This is a genomic window from Streptosporangium sp. G12, from assembly GCF_052983175.1.
The window spans coordinates 45,551-62,332 of record NZ_JBRIQO010000014.1; the positions used below are offsets into that span (position 1 = coordinate 45,551).

Here is a 16,782-nt window from a genome sequence, read left to right on the forward strand (position 1 = left end):
CCGGGATCCGAGGGCCTCACCGGTAGACCAGACCCGAGAGCCGCCAGGCGAGTCGCCGGCGGAAGGCCGGGCTGAGCGCCAGGAGTCGCAGGATCAGGTTCCTGAGCGGTCGCAGGCGCCTGTTCATGTTGGCCAGCCCGGAGAGCCGCCCGGCGAAGGTGACGACCTGGAGGGCGATGGGGCGACGGGCGGCGGCGTAGCGGTCCAGTGCCTCCTCCGCGCCCTTGAGAGCGATCGTGAGGGCTTCGGCCAGGGCGACGGCGTCCTGGATTCCGATGTTCATTCCCTGCCCTCCCGCGGGACTGTGGACGTGCGCGGCGTCACCGGCGAGCAGGACCCGCCCGGCGCGGAACGTACGGGCCACGCGATGGTGGATGCGAAAGCGCGATCCCCAGACGACCTCGCCGACCACGGCACGCTCCTTCCGGGGGCCCCGGGCGTCCAGCAGTCCCTGGACGAAGGCCACATCCGGCGTGGGAGGCGCCTCGTCCACGGTGGAGACGATCCTGTGGGTGCCGTCGGGCAGCGGCGCGACCACGACCAGACCGGCGGGCGAGAAGTAGAGGACGACCTCGTCGCGGGGCACGCCGCCGGTGAGGCGCACGTCGGCCAGGCTGAACGACTCCGCGTACCGCTCACCCTCGAACGCGACTCCCACCTGCTCACGGACCGTGCTGTGCATGCCGTCGGCGCCGACGAGGTACTTCGCGGTGACGACCGCGCCCCCGGAGAGGCGCGCGGTCACCCCCTCGGCGTCCTGGGTGAGGCTTTCCAGGGTGTACGGCCTGGCGACACGTCCGCCCAGTTCGGCGAGGCGCTCCAGCAGCACCCGCTCGGTCACCGCCTGGGAGATCATCAGCGTGTACGGGTAGCGGGTCGGGAGCCGGTCGAAGCCGACGGGCACCAGGATCCTGTCGCGGTCCCTGATGGTGAACCGCCGGGCGTGGATTCCCAGGGCCGCCAGACGCGCGGAGACTCCGAGGTCCTCCAGGACCTCCAGCGTCCTGGCGTGCACGACGGCGGCTCGCGAGGTGTTGTCGCCGACCGCCTGGTCGTCGACGACGGTCACGTCGAATCCCTGCCCGGCGAGGTGGACGGCGGCGGTGAGGCCGGTCGGGCCCGCGCCGACGACGAGAACGTCCGTGGTCGCGGGAAGCGTGGGGAGCATTTCGTCCTCCTTGAGAATGCCAACGCTTGTTGGTCAACGCTCGTTGGCATAACTGTGCATCTCCGCCCTGGCGATGTCAACAGTCGTTGGCCTACAGTTGTTGGCATGCGCAGAACCTCGGAGGACACCAAGGCCGCGATCCTGACCGCGGCACGCGAGCGCTTCGCGGCGGACGGTTACGAGCGAGCCACCATCCGGGCCATAGCCTCGGACGCGGGCATCGACCCGTCCATGGTCATGCGCTACTACGGCAACAAGGACAGGCTCTTCGCCGCCGCGGCCGACGTCGACCTGAGATTTCCGGATCTGGCGGCGGTCCCCCGGGAGGAGGTGGGCAGGACGCTCGTCGCCCACTTCCTCGACCGCTGGGAGGACGACGAGGGCATGATGATCCTGCTCCGTACCGGGGTCACCAACGAGGGCGCCGCCGAGCGCATGCGCGAGATCTTCGCCGCCCAGCTCGGCCCCCTCGTCGCCCGCCTCAGCGCCGACCCCGCCCAGGCCGCGCTACGGGCCGGGCTCACCGCCACCCAGGTCCTCGGCATGGCCCTGTGCCGCTACGTCCTGCGACTGCCGCCCGTGGTGGCCATGTCCCGGGAGGAGATCGTCGACTGGCTCGGCCCCACGATCCAGCGCTACCTCGCCGAGTGAGCGGAACGGCGAGGCGAGCGGGACAGGCGAGGCCGACGGGACAGGCGGGAGGATCCGCCGGGCACCGGGGGCGTGCGAGCCGCCCGGGTTCCGGGACACGCCTCGGTCACGAATGCCGCCGCACCCGAACCGGGCCGCGCCGCGGCGGATCCAGCCGGTCATGGAAAGTTCGCAAGAGCCCCTCCTCGCCTGGTTCGGGCATCCGGCGACCGTGACCGCCACCTTCGTCCTGCTGGTCAACGACCATCTCCTCAAGGCCCTGTGGCCGGGGCTCGTCACCGGCAAGCTGAGCGACGTCGCGGGGCTGCTGGTCGCCCCGCCCGTACTCGCCCTCGCCCTTTCCCTCGCCTTCTCCGCGGTTCTCGCCCTCCTGCGAATCGGTTCCTCCTCCTCTGCTCTCGCCTCCCTCCGAACCGGTTCCTCCCCGGTCCTCGCCTCCCTCCGAACCGCAGCCTCCCTCGCCCCCACCCGGCTCGCCGCCCACGGGGCGATCGTCGTCACCGGTGTGGGCTTCACCCTGGTCAAGACCACGGAGGCGGGCGCGGAACTCGCCTCCCGGGCCTGGACCCTGGCCGCGGGCCCCTCACGGACCCTGGCCGACCCGACCGACCTGGTGGCCCTGCCCGCGCTGGGCGCCGCGTGGTTGATCTGGCGCCGGTGCGGCACCGGTCACCGGGCACGGCGAGCCCGCGCGCTGATCATCGTCCCGGTCGCCCTCGTCGGGGTGACCGCCACCGCGGCCGAACCGCAGCCGCCCGCGGCGACGCAGGTCTTCGTACGCGGCGGTGGCATCACCGTGGTCCTGGACCAGGGGGCCGAGATCCTCTCCCGCGACGGCGGCCGTACGTGGATCGGTCGTCCCGCGCAGGAGCGGAGCCCTATGAGCCCCTCGCCCTCGCCGGACTCGGGCCTCCCGGGAGCCGGGCCCTCGCCCACCCCCGATCCGGTGACCCGGGCCTGTCTGCCCGACGAGCCCGCGCACTGCTACCGCGTCGTCCCTCCTCGGCTGGCGGTGGACGAGTCCCGGGACGGCGGGACCAGCTGGAACACGGTGTGGGCGGTCTCCGAAGGACGTCAGGGAGCACTCCGGCGGCAGATGGAGGACCGGTGGCAAAGACCGTGGCAGGGTTCCTCGGCCATCGCGGTACAGCGCGTACCGGGCGGGCACGTGGTGGTGGCGGCCAACGGCGACGACGGCGTCGCCGTGCGGGACGCGCGGGGGAACTGGCGGCGGATGGGCCTGTCCGACGGGGGTTTCTCCGCGGAGGCGGCGATCCCGCTCGACGCGCCGGGCGTCGACCTGACGACGGAGCACCGCGTCGGCCTCTTCGTCGGCCTGCTCGGCTTCATGTCCGGCATGGCCGTGGCACGCCGTCACACGCGGCGGGCCACCGGCTTGACCGTGCCCGCGTACGTCCTCGCCGCGGTCGGTTTCGTGCTCACCCTGCCGTCCGACAAGATTTACATCATCGGCGCTCTGGTGGCCCTGCTCGGCGGCGTCTGCGCCCTCGTCGCGACGATCCTCACGGCGGCGGCGGCGATCCGGGCGCGCGTACCGGCGCGGACCTGGCTGGCGCTGGTCGCCATCGCCGTCTGCACGCCGTTCTCGATGTGGATGCTCTTCACGGCCTGGCGGTCGGGCACCATCGACGATTATCCGACGGCCGGATTCCTCGCCTGGCTCGTCGGCGGGATCGGAGTCGGAGGATCCGTCCTGGTCGGCTGGGCGGGCGCGGCGCAAGCGGGGGAATCGGTGGAGGCGGAGGAGCGTCCGGCGTGAACACCGTGAGGGCCTCGCCGCGCGGCGGGGCCCTCACCGTGAGCCTCGCCGCGCGGTGCGGGTCTCTACTTGACGGGCTCGAGCACGTCGAGGCCGACGTACGGGCGCAGGGCCTTGGGGAGCACGACGGAGCCGTCGGCCTGCTGGTGGTTCTCCAGGATGGCGACGATCCAGCGGGTGGTGGCCAGCGTGCCGTTCAGGGTGGCCACGTGCTGGGGCTTGCCGCCGGAGTCACGGAAACGGACGCCGAGGCGGCGGGCCTGGAAGTCGGTGCAGTTGGAGGTCGAGGTGAGCTCGCGGTAGCGGCCCTGGCTGGGCACCCACGCCTCGCAGTCGAACTTCCGCGCGGCCGAGGACCCCAGGTCTCCGGCAGCGGTGTCGATCACCCGGTAGGGCAGCTCGACCTTGGCCAGCATCTCCTTCTCCCAGTCGAGCAGGCGCAGGTGCTCGGCGTGTGCCTCCTCGGGGCGCACGTAGGAGAACATCTCCACCTTGTCGAACTGGTGGACCCGGATGATGCCACGCGTGTCCTTGCCGTACGAGCCCGCCTCGCGGCGGAAACACGAGGACCATCCCGCGTAGCGGTACGGGAGCGCGGAGCCGTCCAGGATCTCGTCACCGTGGTAGGCCGCCATCGGCACCTCGCTCGTGCCGACCAGGAACAGGTCGTCGTCGGGCAGGTGGTAGACCTCGCTGGCGTGGGCGCCGAGGAAACCGGTGCCCTTCATCGACTCCGGCTTGACCAGCACGGGCGTGATCATCGGGATGAAGCCCGCCTCGATCGCCTGCTGCATGGCCATGTTGAGCAGCCCGAGCTGCAACCGCGCGCCGACGCCTTTCAGGAAGAAGAACCGCGAGCCCGAGACCTTCGCGCCGCGCTCCATGTCGATCGCGCCGAGCAGCTCGCCCAGCGCCAGATGGTCCTTGGGCTCGAAGCCGAAGGACGGCTTCTCGCCGATCTCCTCCAGCACGACGTAGTCGTCCTCGCCGCCGGCGGGAGCCCCCTCCTCCACGAGGTTGGGCACCGTGTAGAGCAGCTCGTCGAGCTCGGCGCCGAGCCCCTCCGCCTCGGCCTCGGCGGACTTGACCTGCGAGGAGAGGTCTTTCGCCCGCTCCAGCAGGGTGGCCTTCTCCTCCCCTGAGGCACGGGAGACCGACTTGCCGACGGTTTTCTGCTCGGCGCGGAGCGTCTCGAAGCGGCTCAGCGCGCCGCGCCGCCGCTCGTCGAGGTCGAGCAGCGTGTCGACGACAGAGTCGTCCTCACCGCGGGCACGCTGCGACGCCCGTAGCCGGTCGGGATCCTCACGAAGGGTACGCAGGTCAATCACAGCCACAAGGCTACCGATGTACGGCTCGCGCCCGCGCCCGGATTGACCGGCCCGCCCCAGCGGCGGCGGTGGCGAGCCGGCCGCGGCATCCGTTTCCCGCCCGCCGGGACGCCTTCGGCGGGCGTACGCCGGCACCGTCCCGGAACCGGGTGCCGGCTCTCGGGCCGGGTGGCGATCAGACCTGACCGGTGCGGACCCTGCCGAGCCAGCCGGCGGCCTCGGCGAAGTCGTTGTCGTTCGTACCGCGCTTGATCTGCGGGAAGAGACCGTCGGCGCGCGGGTAGCTGCCCAGGAAGCGCACCTTGGCGGAGATGCGGTGCAGACCCGAGATCGCCTCTCCGACGCGGGCGTCGGCGGCGTGGCCCTCGAATTCGAAGTGGAAGAAATAGCGGCCGATGCCGTCGCCGGTGGGCCGCGACTCGATGCGGGAGAGGTTGACGCCGCGGACGGAGAACTCGGTCAGCATCTCCTGCAGCGCGCCCGGGTGGTCGTCGGCGAGGAAGACGACCAGTGAGGTGCGGTCGGCACCCGTCGGCTCGGGCAGCGGGCCGGGACGCGACACCTGGACGAACCGGGTGACGGTGTCGGTGCGGTCACCGATCCTGGCCGCGAGCTCGACCAGGCCGTAGTGCTCCCCGGCGATGCGCGCGGCGATGGCCGCGTCGTACGGCGACCCGGGAAGCGCGACCTCCTGCGCCGCGGCGGCGGTCGACGGGGCGGCGACCACCACGGCGTCGGGCAGCTCGCGGGCGATGAAGTTGCGGCACTGGGTGATGGCCGCCGGGTGGGAGAAGACCCTCTTGATGTGGCCGATCTCGGTGCCGGGACGCGCCAGGAGCGAGAACTCGACGGGGAGCAGCAGCTCGGCGGTGATGAGCAGCGACTCACCCCGGGCGAGCTCGTCAAGGGTCGTGGTGATGGCGCCTTCGAGCGAGTTCTCCATCGGGACGACGGCTCCGTCGGCCTCGCCTCGCCGGACGGCCTCCAGGGCCGCGGTGACGTTCGGGCTCGGCAGGCGCTCGGCCTCGGGCGCCAGGATGCGCAGGGCTTCCTCGGTGAAGGTCCCCTCCGGTCCCAGGTAAGCGAGTTTCGACATGCCCCCAGGTTATCCGGCGACTGTCGGAAAATGTGCGCAGGATTACCTACTGACGCGACCGATTCCGACATGATCACTCGGAGTCGTTCCACGTCAGAGGCCATCTCCTGTCGATCATCCCCTCGACGGCCGCGTGCGGGGGCCGTCAGGAGAGCGCCCGGAACGCCTCTCTCCGCCTGGGCAGCCATACCCCCAGCAACCAGACCAGGGCCAGCGCGCCCAGGCCGAACCCGTTCTGCACGATCTTGCCCAGCACGGGGCTGAGCACCGGGATCTCCGCGGCCTTGATCGTCACCCCCCACCAGGGGATCGGCAGCACGTAGTAGAGCCAGACCCCTGCGGCCACCCGGAGCCTGACCGGGTCGCGCCCGTCACCGGCCAGCGCGCCGAGCACCACGACCACCCAGGCCAGATGATGGATCCAGGCGACCGGCGACAGCAGTACGGCCATCAGCCCGACCAGGGCGACCCCCGCCACGAGGTGCCCGTCGAGCAGGGCCCTGCGGGCGTGGCGGAAGCCGTACCAGGCGACCACCGCGACCAGCGCCACCCAGAGCAGGCTCGTCAGCACGTCGGGCAGGTAGAGGCGGATCAGCATGCCGCGCATCGACTGGTTGGTGGTCGCGGCGTTGGCACCGAGCCGCTCGGGATCGAGCAGCGCGCGGAACCAGAAGTCGGCGGCGTCCGCCGGGATCACCAGGAACGGCAGCAGGGTCAGCAGCGCCGCGGTGAGCGCGGCCACGAAAAAGGTGCCGCGCTGCTCCCGCCTCGCGCCGGGCCCGAAACCGACGATGAGAAGGTAGATCAGGAAGACGCCCGGGGTGAGCTTGACCGCGGTGGCCAGGCCGATCAGCATGCCGCGCGGCCACACCGGACGCCGGGCCACGCAGTCGGCCAGGCAGAGCGCGACGAGCAGGATGTCCACCTGGCCGAAGCGGACCTGGTCCCTGATCGGCATCAGGTAGGTGCACGCGATCATCAGGGCGGCGAACAACAGCGGCGTCCACAGGCGGCCCGCTCCGCCCTCGCCGCCCTCGCCGAACCTGGCGAGCCCGCCCAGCCGGGCGCGTACGCCCTCGAACGTCCCCGTTGTGCGCGCCGCGTCTCCGGCGGGCGCACCGGAGGCGGCGCCCGGGCCCGCGACGGCCGCACCGGGAACGGCCTCCGGGCCTCCGAGCACGGCGCGGAAGGAGAGCCGGACGGTGACCGCCAGCGTCAGGAAGATCAACGCGGTCCACGCCCACTGCGCCGCCGTCCAGGACATCACCGCCAGCGGCGTGGCCAGCAGCGCCGCCACCGGTGGGTAGGTGAAGGGCAGCAGCTGCGGCGCGGGAGTGATGAACCCGTAAACGGGCCGGCCCTCCAGGATCGCCGCTCCGCCGGTACGGTAAACATCGAGGTCGACCAGGCGCTGGTCGTCCACGTTGCCCAGCCAGTAGAGCACCAGCGGGGCCACCGCGGCGGCGACGAGCAGCAACGCGGGCAGCCACGACAGCCATGACAGCCACGTCGGGGGGCGCCGCTCGGTCGTGGTCACCTCGCCAGTCCTCACGAGCAGGCAGGTTACCGTGGGGCCGGGAAAACGGCCGCCCGGCGGATACGGACAGGGGGAACCGGATGGCTTCGGCACACCGCGGTCACGGGACCGCGCGCCCGGCCACCGGGGGGACCGCGACGCGACCGGCGCTCCACCGGGTCGCCAGGACCGCTCCGGCCGCCGCGTCCCTGCTGCCGTCCCTGCTGCTGACCGTGCTGCTGGCCGTGCTCTGCGTCCTCCTCGGCGTCCCGGGCGCCTCGAAGTCCTTCGCCGCCTCCGGCGCTCCAGGCGCTCCGGCCACCCTCGGTGCCGGTACGACGGGCGCCTCGGCGAGGACGCTTCCCGAGAAGGTGGTGATCGTCGGGATACCGGGCCTGGAGTGGGGTGACCTGGACCGGGAGCGGACCCCGAACCTGTGGAGGCTGGTGGGCGAGGGCGGTTCCGCGTCCATGTCCACCCGGGCGGTCCCGCCGCCCGACCGGGGGATCACCTGCCCGGTGGCGGGCTGGCTGACGGTCTCGGCCGGCCAGCGCGCGGGCGCGCCCGGTGCGGGCTGCGAGCCCCCGCGCCCGCCGGAGCCGGCCCCCGGCGGCGGGGCGAGCGTGCCCGGCTGGGCCGAGCTGGCCGCTTTCAACGCCGCCACCTCCTACCGGCCGGTTCTCGGGCAGCTGGGCGAGCTCGCGACCGGGGCGGGCCTGAAGGTGGCCGCCGTCGGGCCGGGAGCCGCCCTGGCCGCCGCCAACAAGTCAGGAAAAATCGGGAAATACGCGGCGAGCATCGAGCAACTGGGCGACCTGTCCCCGTACGGCCTGATCGTGGTCGAGGCCGACGACCTCACCAGGGCCTGGACCGGCCCCTCCCCGGACGGCACCGCGGACGGCACCGGGGACGGGATGACCGGCGAGGCCAGGCGGGAGGCCGTGGCCGGGGCCGACCGCGTGGTGGGCGCGGTCCTCGACCGCCTGCCCCCGTCACGCGGGACCCCGTCGCCCGGGACGGAGACCACGGTCCTGGTCGGGGGCCTGGCCGACACCTCGGTGATGCCCCACCTGCACGTGGCGATCGCCCGGGGCCCGTCCCCCGACGGGGGAACGTACGCGCGCGGCTACCTCACCGCCACCTCCACCCGCCAGGACGGCCTGGTCACGAACACCGACCTGACCGCCACCGCGATCGGCCTGCTGAACATGCAGATCCCCAAAGGGGTCGTGGGACGCCCCTGGCTGGGCGACGTGCCGAGCGGGGAGCCGGTCGCCGCGACGGCCGGGAAGCTGGCCGACGACGACCTGGCGAGCCAGGTGCTGCGCGAGGTGAGGGGACCGTTCTTCGCGGTGTTCGTGGCGGTCCAGATCCTGTTCTACCTGCTGGCCGCCGCCGCGATCCGCCGGGGCTGGGGCGGCTCCCGCGCCCTGACGGCCGTCCGGGTCGTCGCCGTGGTCAGCGGGGCGATCGCGGTCTCCACCTTCCTGGCGCAGCTGGTCCCCTGGTGGAGCCTGCCCGCGCCGATGTTCTGGGTGATCGTGACCATCCTCGGCTTCGCCTGCGCGGTCGCCGGGGTGGCGCTCGCCGGCCCGTGGCGGACGCACCCGCTCGGCCCGCTGACGGTGGTCGCCGCCGTCACCTCGGTGGCGCTGCTGGCCGACGTGATGAACGGCTCGACGCTGCAGGTGAACGCGGTCACCGGCTACGAGCCGGTCACCGGCGGACGCTTCTACGGTTTCAGCAACATCGCCTTCGCCGTCTACTCCGCCGGCACGATCCTGGCCCTCGCCGGGATCGCCCAGTGGCTGATCTCGCGCGGCCGGCGCTCGCTCGCGCTCACGGTGTGCGCGGCGTACGGGGGGCTGGCGGTGTTCGCCGACGGCTGGCCCGCGTGGGGTGCCGACTTCGGCGGGGTCCCGGCCTTCCTGGTCGGGGTCGCGGTCTTCCTGATCCTGCTGTCCGGCGGGCGGGTCTCGCCGGTCAGGCTGGTCCTGGTCGGCCTCGCGGGCGGCCTGCTGATCGGCGCCATAGCGGTGGCCGACTGGCTGCGGCCCGCCGAACAGCGCACCCACCTGGGCGCCTTCGTGCAGCAGGTGCTGGACGGGGAGGCCTGGACCGTGGTCGGCCGCAAGTTCGGCGCGATGATCGGGGTCACGGTCGGCAACTGGTCGCTGTCGCTGCTCACGCTGGTCGCGCTGGCGTTCCTGTTCCTGGTGCTCGACCGCCCGTCGCGGTGGGGCGCGTCGGCCCTGGGCCGGGCCTACGCGCTCGCGCCCGCGCTGCGCGCCGGGCTGATCGGGGCGCTGGCCTGCGCGCTGATCGGGTTCCTGATGAACGACTCGGGCATCGCGATCCCGGCCATGGCCCTCACGGTCGCTGTGCCGCTGACGCTGGCCGCCTGCGTGCGCGCCGTCCGGCTCTCGCCGCCCACCACGCCAGGGCGACCGTCAGTGCCAGCAGCGTCCACGGCACCACCGTCTCCCTGAGCAGGGTCTTCGTCCAGAGCAGGTCGTCGGGCCGCAGTGCCTCCCTGGCCGGGAGATAGCCCAGCGACAGCACGACGACCCTGGCCACCATGAACGCCTCCAGCGCGGGCCAGGACGCCAGGGCCAGCAGCGCGAAGGCCAGCCCGTCGTACCAGGGCAGCGCGTACGGCGCGGCGAACAGCCAGGCGACCACCATCGCGGCGGCGACGGCGGGCGCGGTACCGGCGGGCTGCATCTCCGGCGTCCCCGGCGTCCCCGGCGACCCCGACGCCCCCAGCGCCCGCAGCACCAGCCAGGCCAGGCAGACCATCAGGAGCAGGGATCCGATCTGGATCCAGGCCGAGTACGCGCCCGGCCCGAAGAGCGACTGCAGCCCCACCTTGACGAGCTGCCAGGGCGTGGCGAGGGAGACCTTCCTGCTGGCGGCGCTCACCTGGTCGAGCACGTGCGGCCCGGCGACGGCGTAGATCGCCACCACGGTGGCCGTCGCGGTCCCCGCCACCACGGCGAGCCTGCCCGGCGAGCGGCGCAGCTCCCACGCCGGTCCGAGGGCGACGAGCCCGGCGTTGAGCTTGACCCCGATGCCCACCCCGAGCAGCAGCCCCGAGGCGGCCCCGCGAACCGTGAGCGCGGCGACCATGCAGGCGATGGCGAGGGTGTCGACGTGCATCCCGGCGGCCAGGTGGTAGATCATCAGCGGGTTGACCGTCCACAGCAGCGCCGCCCGCCGCTGGAGCTCGGCGTTCCCCCTGGCGAAACGGTGCAGCAGCAGCGCCGTGCCGATGAACGCCGCCGCGTTGACGACGGCCATCGCGAAGACCGTCAGCCTGGCCGAGTCGCCGCCCACGAAACTCGCCAGCGCCTGCACCGCGGTGGCGACCGGGCCGTAGACGCTGGTCACACCGGCCCACTCCTCCACCGCGCCGGTGACCGGGTCGCCCGGGAGCGCGGCGGGGGTGATCGCGTACGGGTTCTGGCCGAGCGTGACCAGGCGGCCGTACGCGGCGTAGTTGAGGTGGTCGGCCGAGCCGGAGGGCGGCAGGAAGGCGAGCAGGCCCGCCACCGCGCAACCGGCGTAGAGCAGCCGGCGCGGGTCGGGCCGCCACCGGGACCTGAGCGCGGCGGCGAGGCCGAGCCCGCCCAGCACGATCGCGGCGGCGCCCAGGGCGATGACCAGATGGGCGCCGGGGTGGGCCTCCAGCGAGTACGGAGGGTGCCAGGAGGGCCCGGGCAACCTCGGGACCATGGCCGAGGGGCCCAGCAGCCCGATCAGGACCGTGGTCGCCACCGAGAGCCCCACGGCTCCGAACGCGGCCACGTCGAGCCCCCGCGGCGTATCGCCGGCGGGACTCCGCCTCTCGTCGACGACCGACGCATCCCGAGTCACCCGCAAATTCCAGCACACCCGGCACGGTGCACGGTGCGGGGCCCGGTGCGGGGCCCGGTGCGGGGCCCGGTGCGGGGCCCGGTGCGACACCGGTGAACCGGGTGGTGCCGCGGAGGCCGGCCGCGGTCAGCGGCGTGCCAGGAGGGCGCGGGCGACGTCGCGGAACTGCCTGGCCCGGTGGATCTGGGCCTTCCAGTCGGTGCCGGTGGCCCGGTGTGCCATCTCGACCGGGACCTCGCGCACGCGAAAGCCCTTCCTGAGCAGGTCGATCGTGAGACCGGTCTCCACGCCGAAGCCGCGCGCCAGCGGCCGGGCGGCTTCGAAGGCCGCCCGGGTCAGGCAACGCTGCCCGTTGAGCGGCTGGGCGGGCGTCCAGCCGGTGGCGCGCTCGACGCCCTCGCGCGCGAGCCTCACGACGAACCCGTGGCCGCCGAGCTTCACGCGGGTGACGAAGACGGCGATCGTCATGTCGGCCTCGCCCGCCGCGACCGGTTCGATCAGCGGAACGGCCGTACGGGCGGTCTCGCCCAGGTCGGCGTCGAGGAACAGCAGGTGCCGGGGTTCCTCGCCGTCGAGCAGGCGTACGGCGTGAGCGCCGCTCTCCATGGCGGCGGCCTTTCCCCGGTTGTGACTGTGCCGCACGACCCGGGCCCCGGCGGCCTTGGCCACCCGCCCCGTCTGGTCGACGGAGCCGTCGTCGACGACCACGACGAGATCGACGCCGGGCAGCGCCAGGACCGCGGCCACGGTGGCCCCGATCCTGTCGCCCTCATCCTTGGCGGGAATGATCGCCGCCGTGCCGGTCATCGAACACCTCCATTGTGGAGACCCCGGGCATCAGCCGTGGGGAGGACGTCATCCTTGGGAGTCGGAGGTCAGCAGCTTCTCCGGCAACGTCTCGTGCACGACGAAGACGGAGTCGAGGCCGGTGACCTGCAAAATCTTGCGTACGGCCGGCCGGGGCGCCGCCACCTCCAGCGTGCCACCCCGCTCGCGCAGTCGCTTGAGCGCGGAGAGCAGCACGTTCATGCCGGTGGAGTCACAGAACTCCACGGCGGACATGTCGAGGACGACAAGCATGGTCTGGCTCTGCCCAAGCAACCGAGTGAACTCGGCCTGCAGGCGAGGCGCGGTATATAGGTCGATTTCGCCAACGATGGTCACGACGGTGTGCCCGGCATGAGATCGAGTTGAGACTTTTAGCTCCACAGCGGGCACACTAGCGGCGCGAGAGCCGCTGGTCACGTTCTCTTGAACAACCCGAGTCGTCCGCCCTTTGTCCCCCGTTTCCGCCTCACGGAAACCCTGAGTGCGCGAAGCTTGACACTAAGCAACACCGGCTTGGCCGGAAAGGGGAGGAGACCCGGCGCCTCCCGATCGTCGCTGCGCTACGTCAGTGGCGGCCGTTGAGTTACAAGAAACGGGCTCGAACGCACCCATGAACACCGACCTACCTGAGGATCTCCAGCGACAGCGGCTCCGGGAGCACCTGGAGTCCATGATCACTCGCACCGACAAGGCCACCTCGTGGCGCGACGCGGCGAGTTCACTGCGCGGCCTGGTGAACCACGAGGGATACGTCCCGATCAGAACCCGCCTGTCGACCGAGGACCTCGACTTCCTCGAGGGAGCGCGCGAAGAGCTCCTCGACTTCGCCACGCTCGGCGTCAGGCTGCTCGACCTGCACCAGCCGCGCGACGCGGGCGGCATCACCAGCGACGCCGCGCATCCGATCCTGCGCTGCCGCAGCTGCATGTGGCGCTGGCCGTGCCCGACGTTCCGGGCGATGGTGGAGTCCCTCGGCACCACCAGGAGGCTGACCTCCTGCCAGCACGTCGAACCCGACACCGAGGGCGGTGAGTGCGCGCAGATGACCCTCATGGTCTCCGTGAGGCCCGAGGGCCCGCAGGGCACCACGAGCCACGTCACGCCCGCGCCGACCGCCAACGGCACCGCCGCCGGCAACACCGGTTCCAACGGCACCGGCGCGAGCTGACCGCCCGCCGCCCGCCCGCCCCGCGTTCCGCGCTCACCGGTGTCCGCCTGGACCGGACAGGACCCGGGAAGACCGGCCGGGCCGCTCAGGCGGAGAGCGGCAGGCGGATCTCGAAGCGGCAGCCGGGGCCGGAGTTGACGACGCCGATCGCCCCCTCGTGAGCCTCGACGATGCCGCGCGCGATCGCCAGGCCGAGACCCGCCCCGGCGCCGTCGGCGCTGGGGGTACGGGCCGTCTCGCCGCGGAAGGCGACGTCGAAGACGCGGGGCAGGTCGTCGGCCGGGATGCCGCCGCAGCCGTCGGCGACGGACAGGCAGGCGGTGTCGTCCTCGACCGAGGCGCGGACCACGACCGCGCCGTCGCCCGGAGTGTGCCTGATCGCGTTGACCACCAGGTTGCGCAGCGCCCGGGAGAGCTGGGCCGCGTCGGCCTGCACAGGGACCACCGGGCCGACCTCACCGCTCAGCCGCACTGCCTTGCCCCTGGCCAGCTCCTCCACCCCGGCCAGCGCGTCGGCGACCAGGTCGCCGAGGCCGATCCGGTCGCGCGACAGGCGCAGCGTCCCCGCGTGGATCCTGGACAGCTCGAACAGGTCGTCGACCATGCCCGACATCCGGTCCACCTCCAGGAGGATCTGCCGGTGGTAGCGGCCGACGGTCTCCGGATCGGCGACCACCCCGTCCTCCAGGGCCTCGGCCATGGCCCGCATGCCCGCCAGCGGGGTGCGCAGGTCGTGGCTGACCCAGGAGACGAGCTCACGACGGGCGCTCTCCAGGGCGCGCTCGCGCTCATGGCCGAGGCGCAGCCGCCGGTAGGCCTGGTCCAGGCTCCCGGCGATCGTGCCGAGCTCCGCGGGCAGTCCCTCGGGGGGCGTGAACTCCCCCGAGGCCGGTACGGCGTGCACGGCGTCGACGAGCCTGCGGCTGGCCGCCACGACCCGGCGCGAGAGCACCGTCGCGACGCCCAGCCCGACCAGGCCGCTCACGGCGACGACGCTGAGCACGATGTCCCTCAACGTCCCCTCGATGATCATTTTCAGGGTGAGGGCCGTCATGCCGCCGACCGTCGCCATGACGGTCACCACGACGACAACCGCGAGCATCACGCCGATCGACCGCTCGCGCAGCAGCCGCATCGTGCCCAGCCCGGCCAGCGCGATCAGCAGGCCGAGCCCGGCGGTGACCGCGACGATCAGCAGGATCTCCGGGATCACGGCTCCGCCAGCGGTTCGTAGCGGTAGCCGACGCCCCACACGGTGACGATGCGCCGGGGGTCGGTCGGGTCGGGCTCGATCTTCTCGCGGAGGCGGCGGACGTGGACGGTCACCGTGGACGAGTCGCCGAAGGACCAGCCCCAGACCTGGTCGAGCAGGGCGGAGCGACTGAAGGCCTGGCGGGGGTTGCGCATCAGGTGGGCGAGGAGGTCGAACTCGCGGGCGGTCAGCATGATCTCGTCACCGCGGAGCCGCACCTCGTGGGCACCGACGTCGACCGCCAGCTCGCCGTCCCTGAGCACGCCGGTACCGGCCGGCAGGGAGGACCCGCGCGCCCGCCGCAGTACGGACTGCACGCGCAACGCCAGCTCCCGGGGGCTGAAGGGCTTCGTGACGTAGTCGTCGGCGCCGGTCTCCAAGCCGACGACCCTGTCCAGCTCGTCGCCGAGCGCGGTCAACATGATCACCGGAACCGGCCACCGCTCCCTGAGCTTCTTGCAGACCTGGAGGCCGTCCATCTTGGGAAGCATCAGGTCGAGCACCATCAGGTCGGGCGGATTGGCCAGCGCGCGTCTGAGCGCCTCGGCGCCGTCTCCGACGCACTCGACCACGTGACCGTCGCGTTCCAGGTAGCGGGCCACCACCTCGGCCACCATCGAATCGTCGTCGACCACCAGAATCCGCGCACTCATGGCCCCCACGGTAGGCCCGCGAGGGGACGATCCCTAAGCCGTGTCACCGGTCCGTAAGCACTCGATCGTTATGACCATCGTTACGATCAAGGCGCCCGCCGTCGCCCCGCCCGGCGTACGGTGGGCCGCATGAGTCGTATCGTGCTGGGAGTTCTGGGCGTCCTGCTCGCGCTCTACGTGGTGTTCGGGTTCGTGCTGCCCGCCCTCTTCGGGCTGCTGAAGTTCGCGCTCGTCCTGGCGGTGGTGGCCTTCGTGGTCGTCGCGCTGGTCACCGCGGTGGCCAAGTTCAAGAAGTGAACCTGCTGCTCGCCGTCCAGACCCTGGCGGTCTGGATGTTCGACGGCGGCGGTGTCCTGACGGCCGCCGCCGTGGTCGGGCTGGGCGTGCTCCTGCTCGCCTGGGCGCTGCGCCCGGCGCCTGTCACCTCGGGTACGGAGTCACGGTCGCCGATGTCCCGGCGCGACCGGGCCAGACGGACGATGTTCGTCCGGCAGCGCGACCCCGACGCGGCCGGGAGATCCCGGCCCAGAGCACCCTCCGCGGGCCCGGCGCCCGCGTAATCCTCCGCGACCTCTCGCGATCCCCGCGTGCCCCGCGCACACGTGACCGGCATGCCCCGCACGCGCGTGATCACCGTGTACACACGTGATCACCGTGCCCTCGCGGCCACCGGCCGCCGTGCGCCGCGCGTACGCGTCCCGGGAAAGACCCCGCGGTTCGCGGGCGCCTTCTGTGCCGTCTCCACTCCGCTCAGAAGGGCCCTTCCATGTTCGACCCCGTCATCGCGTTCACCGCCGGCCTCATCGCCGCGCTCGCCGAGCCGCTGGGCTCCACCGCACCGGCGATCGTCGTGTTCACCGTCCTCGTCCGGCTGCTGCTGCTCCCGCTCAGTGTCATGCAGGCCAGGGGCGAGCGGGCCAGGGTACGCCTCGCCCCGGAGCTCCAGAGGCTCAAGAAGCGCCACGGCCGCAACCCCGAGCGGCTCCAGCGGGAACTGGCCGCCCTCTACGCCAGGGAGAAGACCTCACCGCTGGCCGGGTGCCTGCCGTCCGTGGCGCAGATGCCGTTCCTCATGGTGACGTACCAGGTGTTCATCTCCTCGACGATCGCCGGGCAGGCCAACGCGCTCCTGACCCACGGGCTCCTGGGGGTGCCGCTCGGTCAGCAGTTCGCGGGCACGGTGGCCGGATTCGGGCTGTTCAGCGGCCCGACCCTGGTCTTCGCCGGGCTCTTCCTGCTGCTCGTCGCCGTGGCGTGGATCACGTCCCGCCGGATGCGGCGCACGATGAGCGAGGACGTGCAGCCCGCGGCGCTGCGCCGGATACTGCCCCTGCTGCCGTACGGGACCGTCCTGGTCGCCGCGGTGCTGCCGCTCGCGGCGGGGGTCTATCTCCTCGTCACGACGGCCTGGACGGCCGGGGAGAAGGCCGTGCTGCACCGTCCGGCGCTCGCCGGGGGGTGAGGGC

16 protein-coding genes are annotated in these 16,782 nt (G+C 72.5%); 7 read left to right on the forward strand and 9 right to left on the reverse strand.

What is annotated here, in order from left to right; translation table 11 throughout:
- Positions 1 to 16: 16 nt before the first annotated feature.
- Positions 17 to 1,168, reverse strand: a complete 1,152-nt coding sequence (locus ACVCAG_RS21670; RefSeq protein WP_440085276.1) for an FAD-dependent oxidoreductase — start codon at positions 1,166 to 1,168, stop codon at positions 17 to 19.
- Positions 1,169 to 1,273: 105 nt separating this feature from the next.
- Here ACVCAG_RS21670 and ACVCAG_RS21675 point away from each other — a divergent pair, with 105 nt between their 5' ends.
- Together ACVCAG_RS21675 and ACVCAG_RS21680 are read left to right on the forward strand one after the other, a co-directional pair.
- On the forward strand, positions 1,274 to 1,819 hold the full coding sequence (locus ACVCAG_RS21675; protein WP_440085277.1) for a TetR/AcrR family transcriptional regulator: 546 nt from the start codon (positions 1,274 to 1,276) through the stop codon (positions 1,817 to 1,819).
- Between the two features lie 160 nt (positions 1,820 to 1,979).
- Positions 1,980 to 3,599: a hypothetical protein gene (locus tag ACVCAG_RS21680; protein ID WP_440085278.1), complete on the forward strand. Its 1,620-nt coding sequence runs from the start codon at positions 1,980 to 1,982 to the stop codon at positions 3,597 to 3,599.
- A 65-nt stretch (positions 3,600 to 3,664) separates the two neighbouring features.
- Here the strand turns inward: ACVCAG_RS21680 and serS are convergent, their stop codons facing one another.
- The 3 genes from serS to ACVCAG_RS21695 form a co-directional block, all read right to left on the reverse strand.
- Positions 3,665 to 4,927 (reverse strand): serine--tRNA ligase, encoded by a 1,263-nt coding sequence (gene serS, locus ACVCAG_RS21685; RefSeq protein WP_440085279.1) that lies wholly within the window; start codon positions 4,925 to 4,927, stop codon positions 3,665 to 3,667.
- A gap of 175 nt (positions 4,928 to 5,102) precedes the next feature.
- Positions 5,103 to 6,023 carry a prephenate dehydratase gene (gene pheA, locus ACVCAG_RS21690; RefSeq protein WP_440085280.1) on the reverse strand — a complete coding sequence of 307 codons (921 nt, stop codon included), beginning with the start codon at positions 6,021 to 6,023 and terminating at the stop codon, positions 5,103 to 5,105.
- A 145-nt stretch (positions 6,024 to 6,168) separates the two neighbouring features.
- Positions 6,169 to 7,575: a glycosyltransferase 87 family protein gene (locus tag ACVCAG_RS21695; RefSeq protein ID WP_447190197.1), complete on the reverse strand. Its 1,407-nt coding sequence runs from the start codon at positions 7,573 to 7,575 to the stop codon at positions 6,169 to 6,171.
- Between the two features lie 65 nt (positions 7,576 to 7,640).
- Here ACVCAG_RS21695 and ACVCAG_RS21700 point away from each other — a divergent pair, with 65 nt between their 5' ends.
- Entirely contained in the window at positions 7,641 to 10,028 is a 2,388-nt protein-coding gene (locus ACVCAG_RS21700) for a hypothetical protein (RefSeq protein ID WP_440085282.1), read from the forward strand.
- Here the strand turns inward: ACVCAG_RS21700 and mptB are convergent.
- From mptB to ACVCAG_RS21715, 3 genes are all read right to left on the reverse strand, one after another.
- Entirely contained in the window at positions 9,910 to 11,415 is a 1,506-nt protein-coding gene (gene mptB, locus ACVCAG_RS21705) for a polyprenol phosphomannose-dependent alpha 1,6 mannosyltransferase MptB (protein ID WP_447190198.1), read from the reverse strand. The genes ACVCAG_RS21700 and mptB overlap by 119 nt on opposite strands.
- 126 nt (positions 11,416 to 11,541) lie before the next feature.
- Entirely contained in the window at positions 11,542 to 12,222 is a 681-nt protein-coding gene (locus tag ACVCAG_RS21710) for a glycosyltransferase (protein WP_440069628.1), read from the reverse strand.
- Positions 12,223 to 12,270: 48 nt separating this feature from the next.
- On the reverse strand, positions 12,271 to 12,624 hold the full coding sequence (locus ACVCAG_RS21715) for an STAS domain-containing protein (protein WP_329088376.1): 354 nt from the start codon (positions 12,622 to 12,624) through the stop codon (positions 12,271 to 12,273).
- Positions 12,625 to 12,853: 229 nt separating this feature from the next.
- Here ACVCAG_RS21715 and ACVCAG_RS21720 point away from each other — a divergent pair, with 229 nt between their 5' ends.
- Entirely contained in the window at positions 12,854 to 13,411 is a 558-nt protein-coding gene (locus ACVCAG_RS21720) for a hypothetical protein (protein WP_447190199.1), read from the forward strand.
- An 85-nt stretch (positions 13,412 to 13,496) separates the two neighbouring features.
- On the opposite strand, the gene ACVCAG_RS21725 is transcribed toward ACVCAG_RS21720, so the two are convergent.
- Positions 13,497 to 14,624 (reverse strand): ATP-binding protein, encoded by a 1,128-nt coding sequence (locus ACVCAG_RS21725; protein WP_440085285.1) that lies wholly within the window; start codon positions 14,622 to 14,624, stop codon positions 13,497 to 13,499.
- Positions 14,621 to 15,316 carry a response regulator gene (locus tag ACVCAG_RS21730; protein WP_440085286.1) on the reverse strand — a complete coding sequence of 232 codons (696 nt, stop codon included), beginning with the start codon at positions 15,314 to 15,316 and terminating at the stop codon, positions 14,621 to 14,623. The genes ACVCAG_RS21725 and ACVCAG_RS21730 overlap by 4 nt, the downstream gene beginning before the upstream one ends.
- A gap of 129 nt (positions 15,317 to 15,445) precedes the next feature.
- Here ACVCAG_RS21730 and ACVCAG_RS21735 point away from each other — a divergent pair, with 129 nt between their 5' ends.
- The 3 genes from ACVCAG_RS21735 (at position 15,446) to ACVCAG_RS21745 (ending at position 16,778) form a co-directional block, all read left to right on the forward strand.
- The gene (locus ACVCAG_RS21735; protein WP_344915193.1) at positions 15,446 to 15,613 is read left to right on the forward strand and encodes a hypothetical protein; all 168 of its coding nucleotides are present in this window, start codon (positions 15,446 to 15,448) and stop codon (positions 15,611 to 15,613) included.
- Complete coding sequence (locus ACVCAG_RS21740) at positions 15,610 to 15,876, forward strand: DUF6412 domain-containing protein (RefSeq protein ID WP_440069638.1); 267 nt, start codon at positions 15,610 to 15,612, stop codon at positions 15,874 to 15,876. Before ACVCAG_RS21735 ends, ACVCAG_RS21740 begins: the two co-directional genes overlap by 4 nt.
- A 206-nt stretch (positions 15,877 to 16,082) precedes the next feature.
- Positions 16,083 to 16,778, forward strand: a complete 696-nt coding sequence (locus ACVCAG_RS21745; protein WP_447190200.1) for a YidC/Oxa1 family membrane protein insertase — start codon at positions 16,083 to 16,085, stop codon at positions 16,776 to 16,778.
- Positions 16,779 to 16,782: the final 4 nt, after the last annotated feature.

Excerpts from the sequence above, each read along its gene's own strand:
- ACVCAG_RS21670 (WP_440085276.1), bottom strand. The coding sequence starts at position 1,168 with ATGCTCCCCACGCTTCCCGCGACCACGGACGTTCTCGTCGTCGGCGCG.
- ACVCAG_RS21675 (WP_440085277.1), top strand. The coding sequence starts at position 1,274 with ATGCGCAGAACCTCGGAGGACACCAAGGCCGCGATCCTGACCGCGGCA.
- ACVCAG_RS21680 (WP_440085278.1), top strand. The coding sequence starts at position 1,980 with ATGGAAAGTTCGCAAGAGCCCCTCCTCGCCTGGTTCGGGCATCCGGCG.
- pheA (WP_440085280.1), bottom strand. The coding sequence starts at position 6,023 with ATGTCGAAACTCGCTTACCTGGGACCGGAGGGGACCTTCACCGAGGAA.
- ACVCAG_RS21700 (WP_440085282.1), top strand. The coding sequence starts at position 7,641 with ATGGCTTCGGCACACCGCGGTCACGGGACCGCGCGCCCGGCCACCGGG.
- ACVCAG_RS21710 (WP_440069628.1), bottom strand. The coding sequence starts at position 12,222 with ATGACCGGCACGGCGGCGATCATTCCCGCCAAGGATGAGGGCGACAGG.
- ACVCAG_RS21720 (WP_447190199.1), top strand. The coding sequence starts at position 12,854 with ATGAACACCGACCTACCTGAGGATCTCCAGCGACAGCGGCTCCGGGAG.
- ACVCAG_RS21730 (WP_440085286.1), bottom strand. The coding sequence starts at position 15,316 with ATGAGTGCGCGGATTCTGGTGGTCGACGACGATTCGATGGTGGCCGAG.
- ACVCAG_RS21735 (WP_344915193.1), top strand. The coding sequence starts at position 15,446 with ATGAGTCGTATCGTGCTGGGAGTTCTGGGCGTCCTGCTCGCGCTCTAC.
- ACVCAG_RS21745 (WP_447190200.1), top strand. The coding sequence starts at position 16,083 with ATGTTCGACCCCGTCATCGCGTTCACCGCCGGCCTCATCGCCGCGCTC.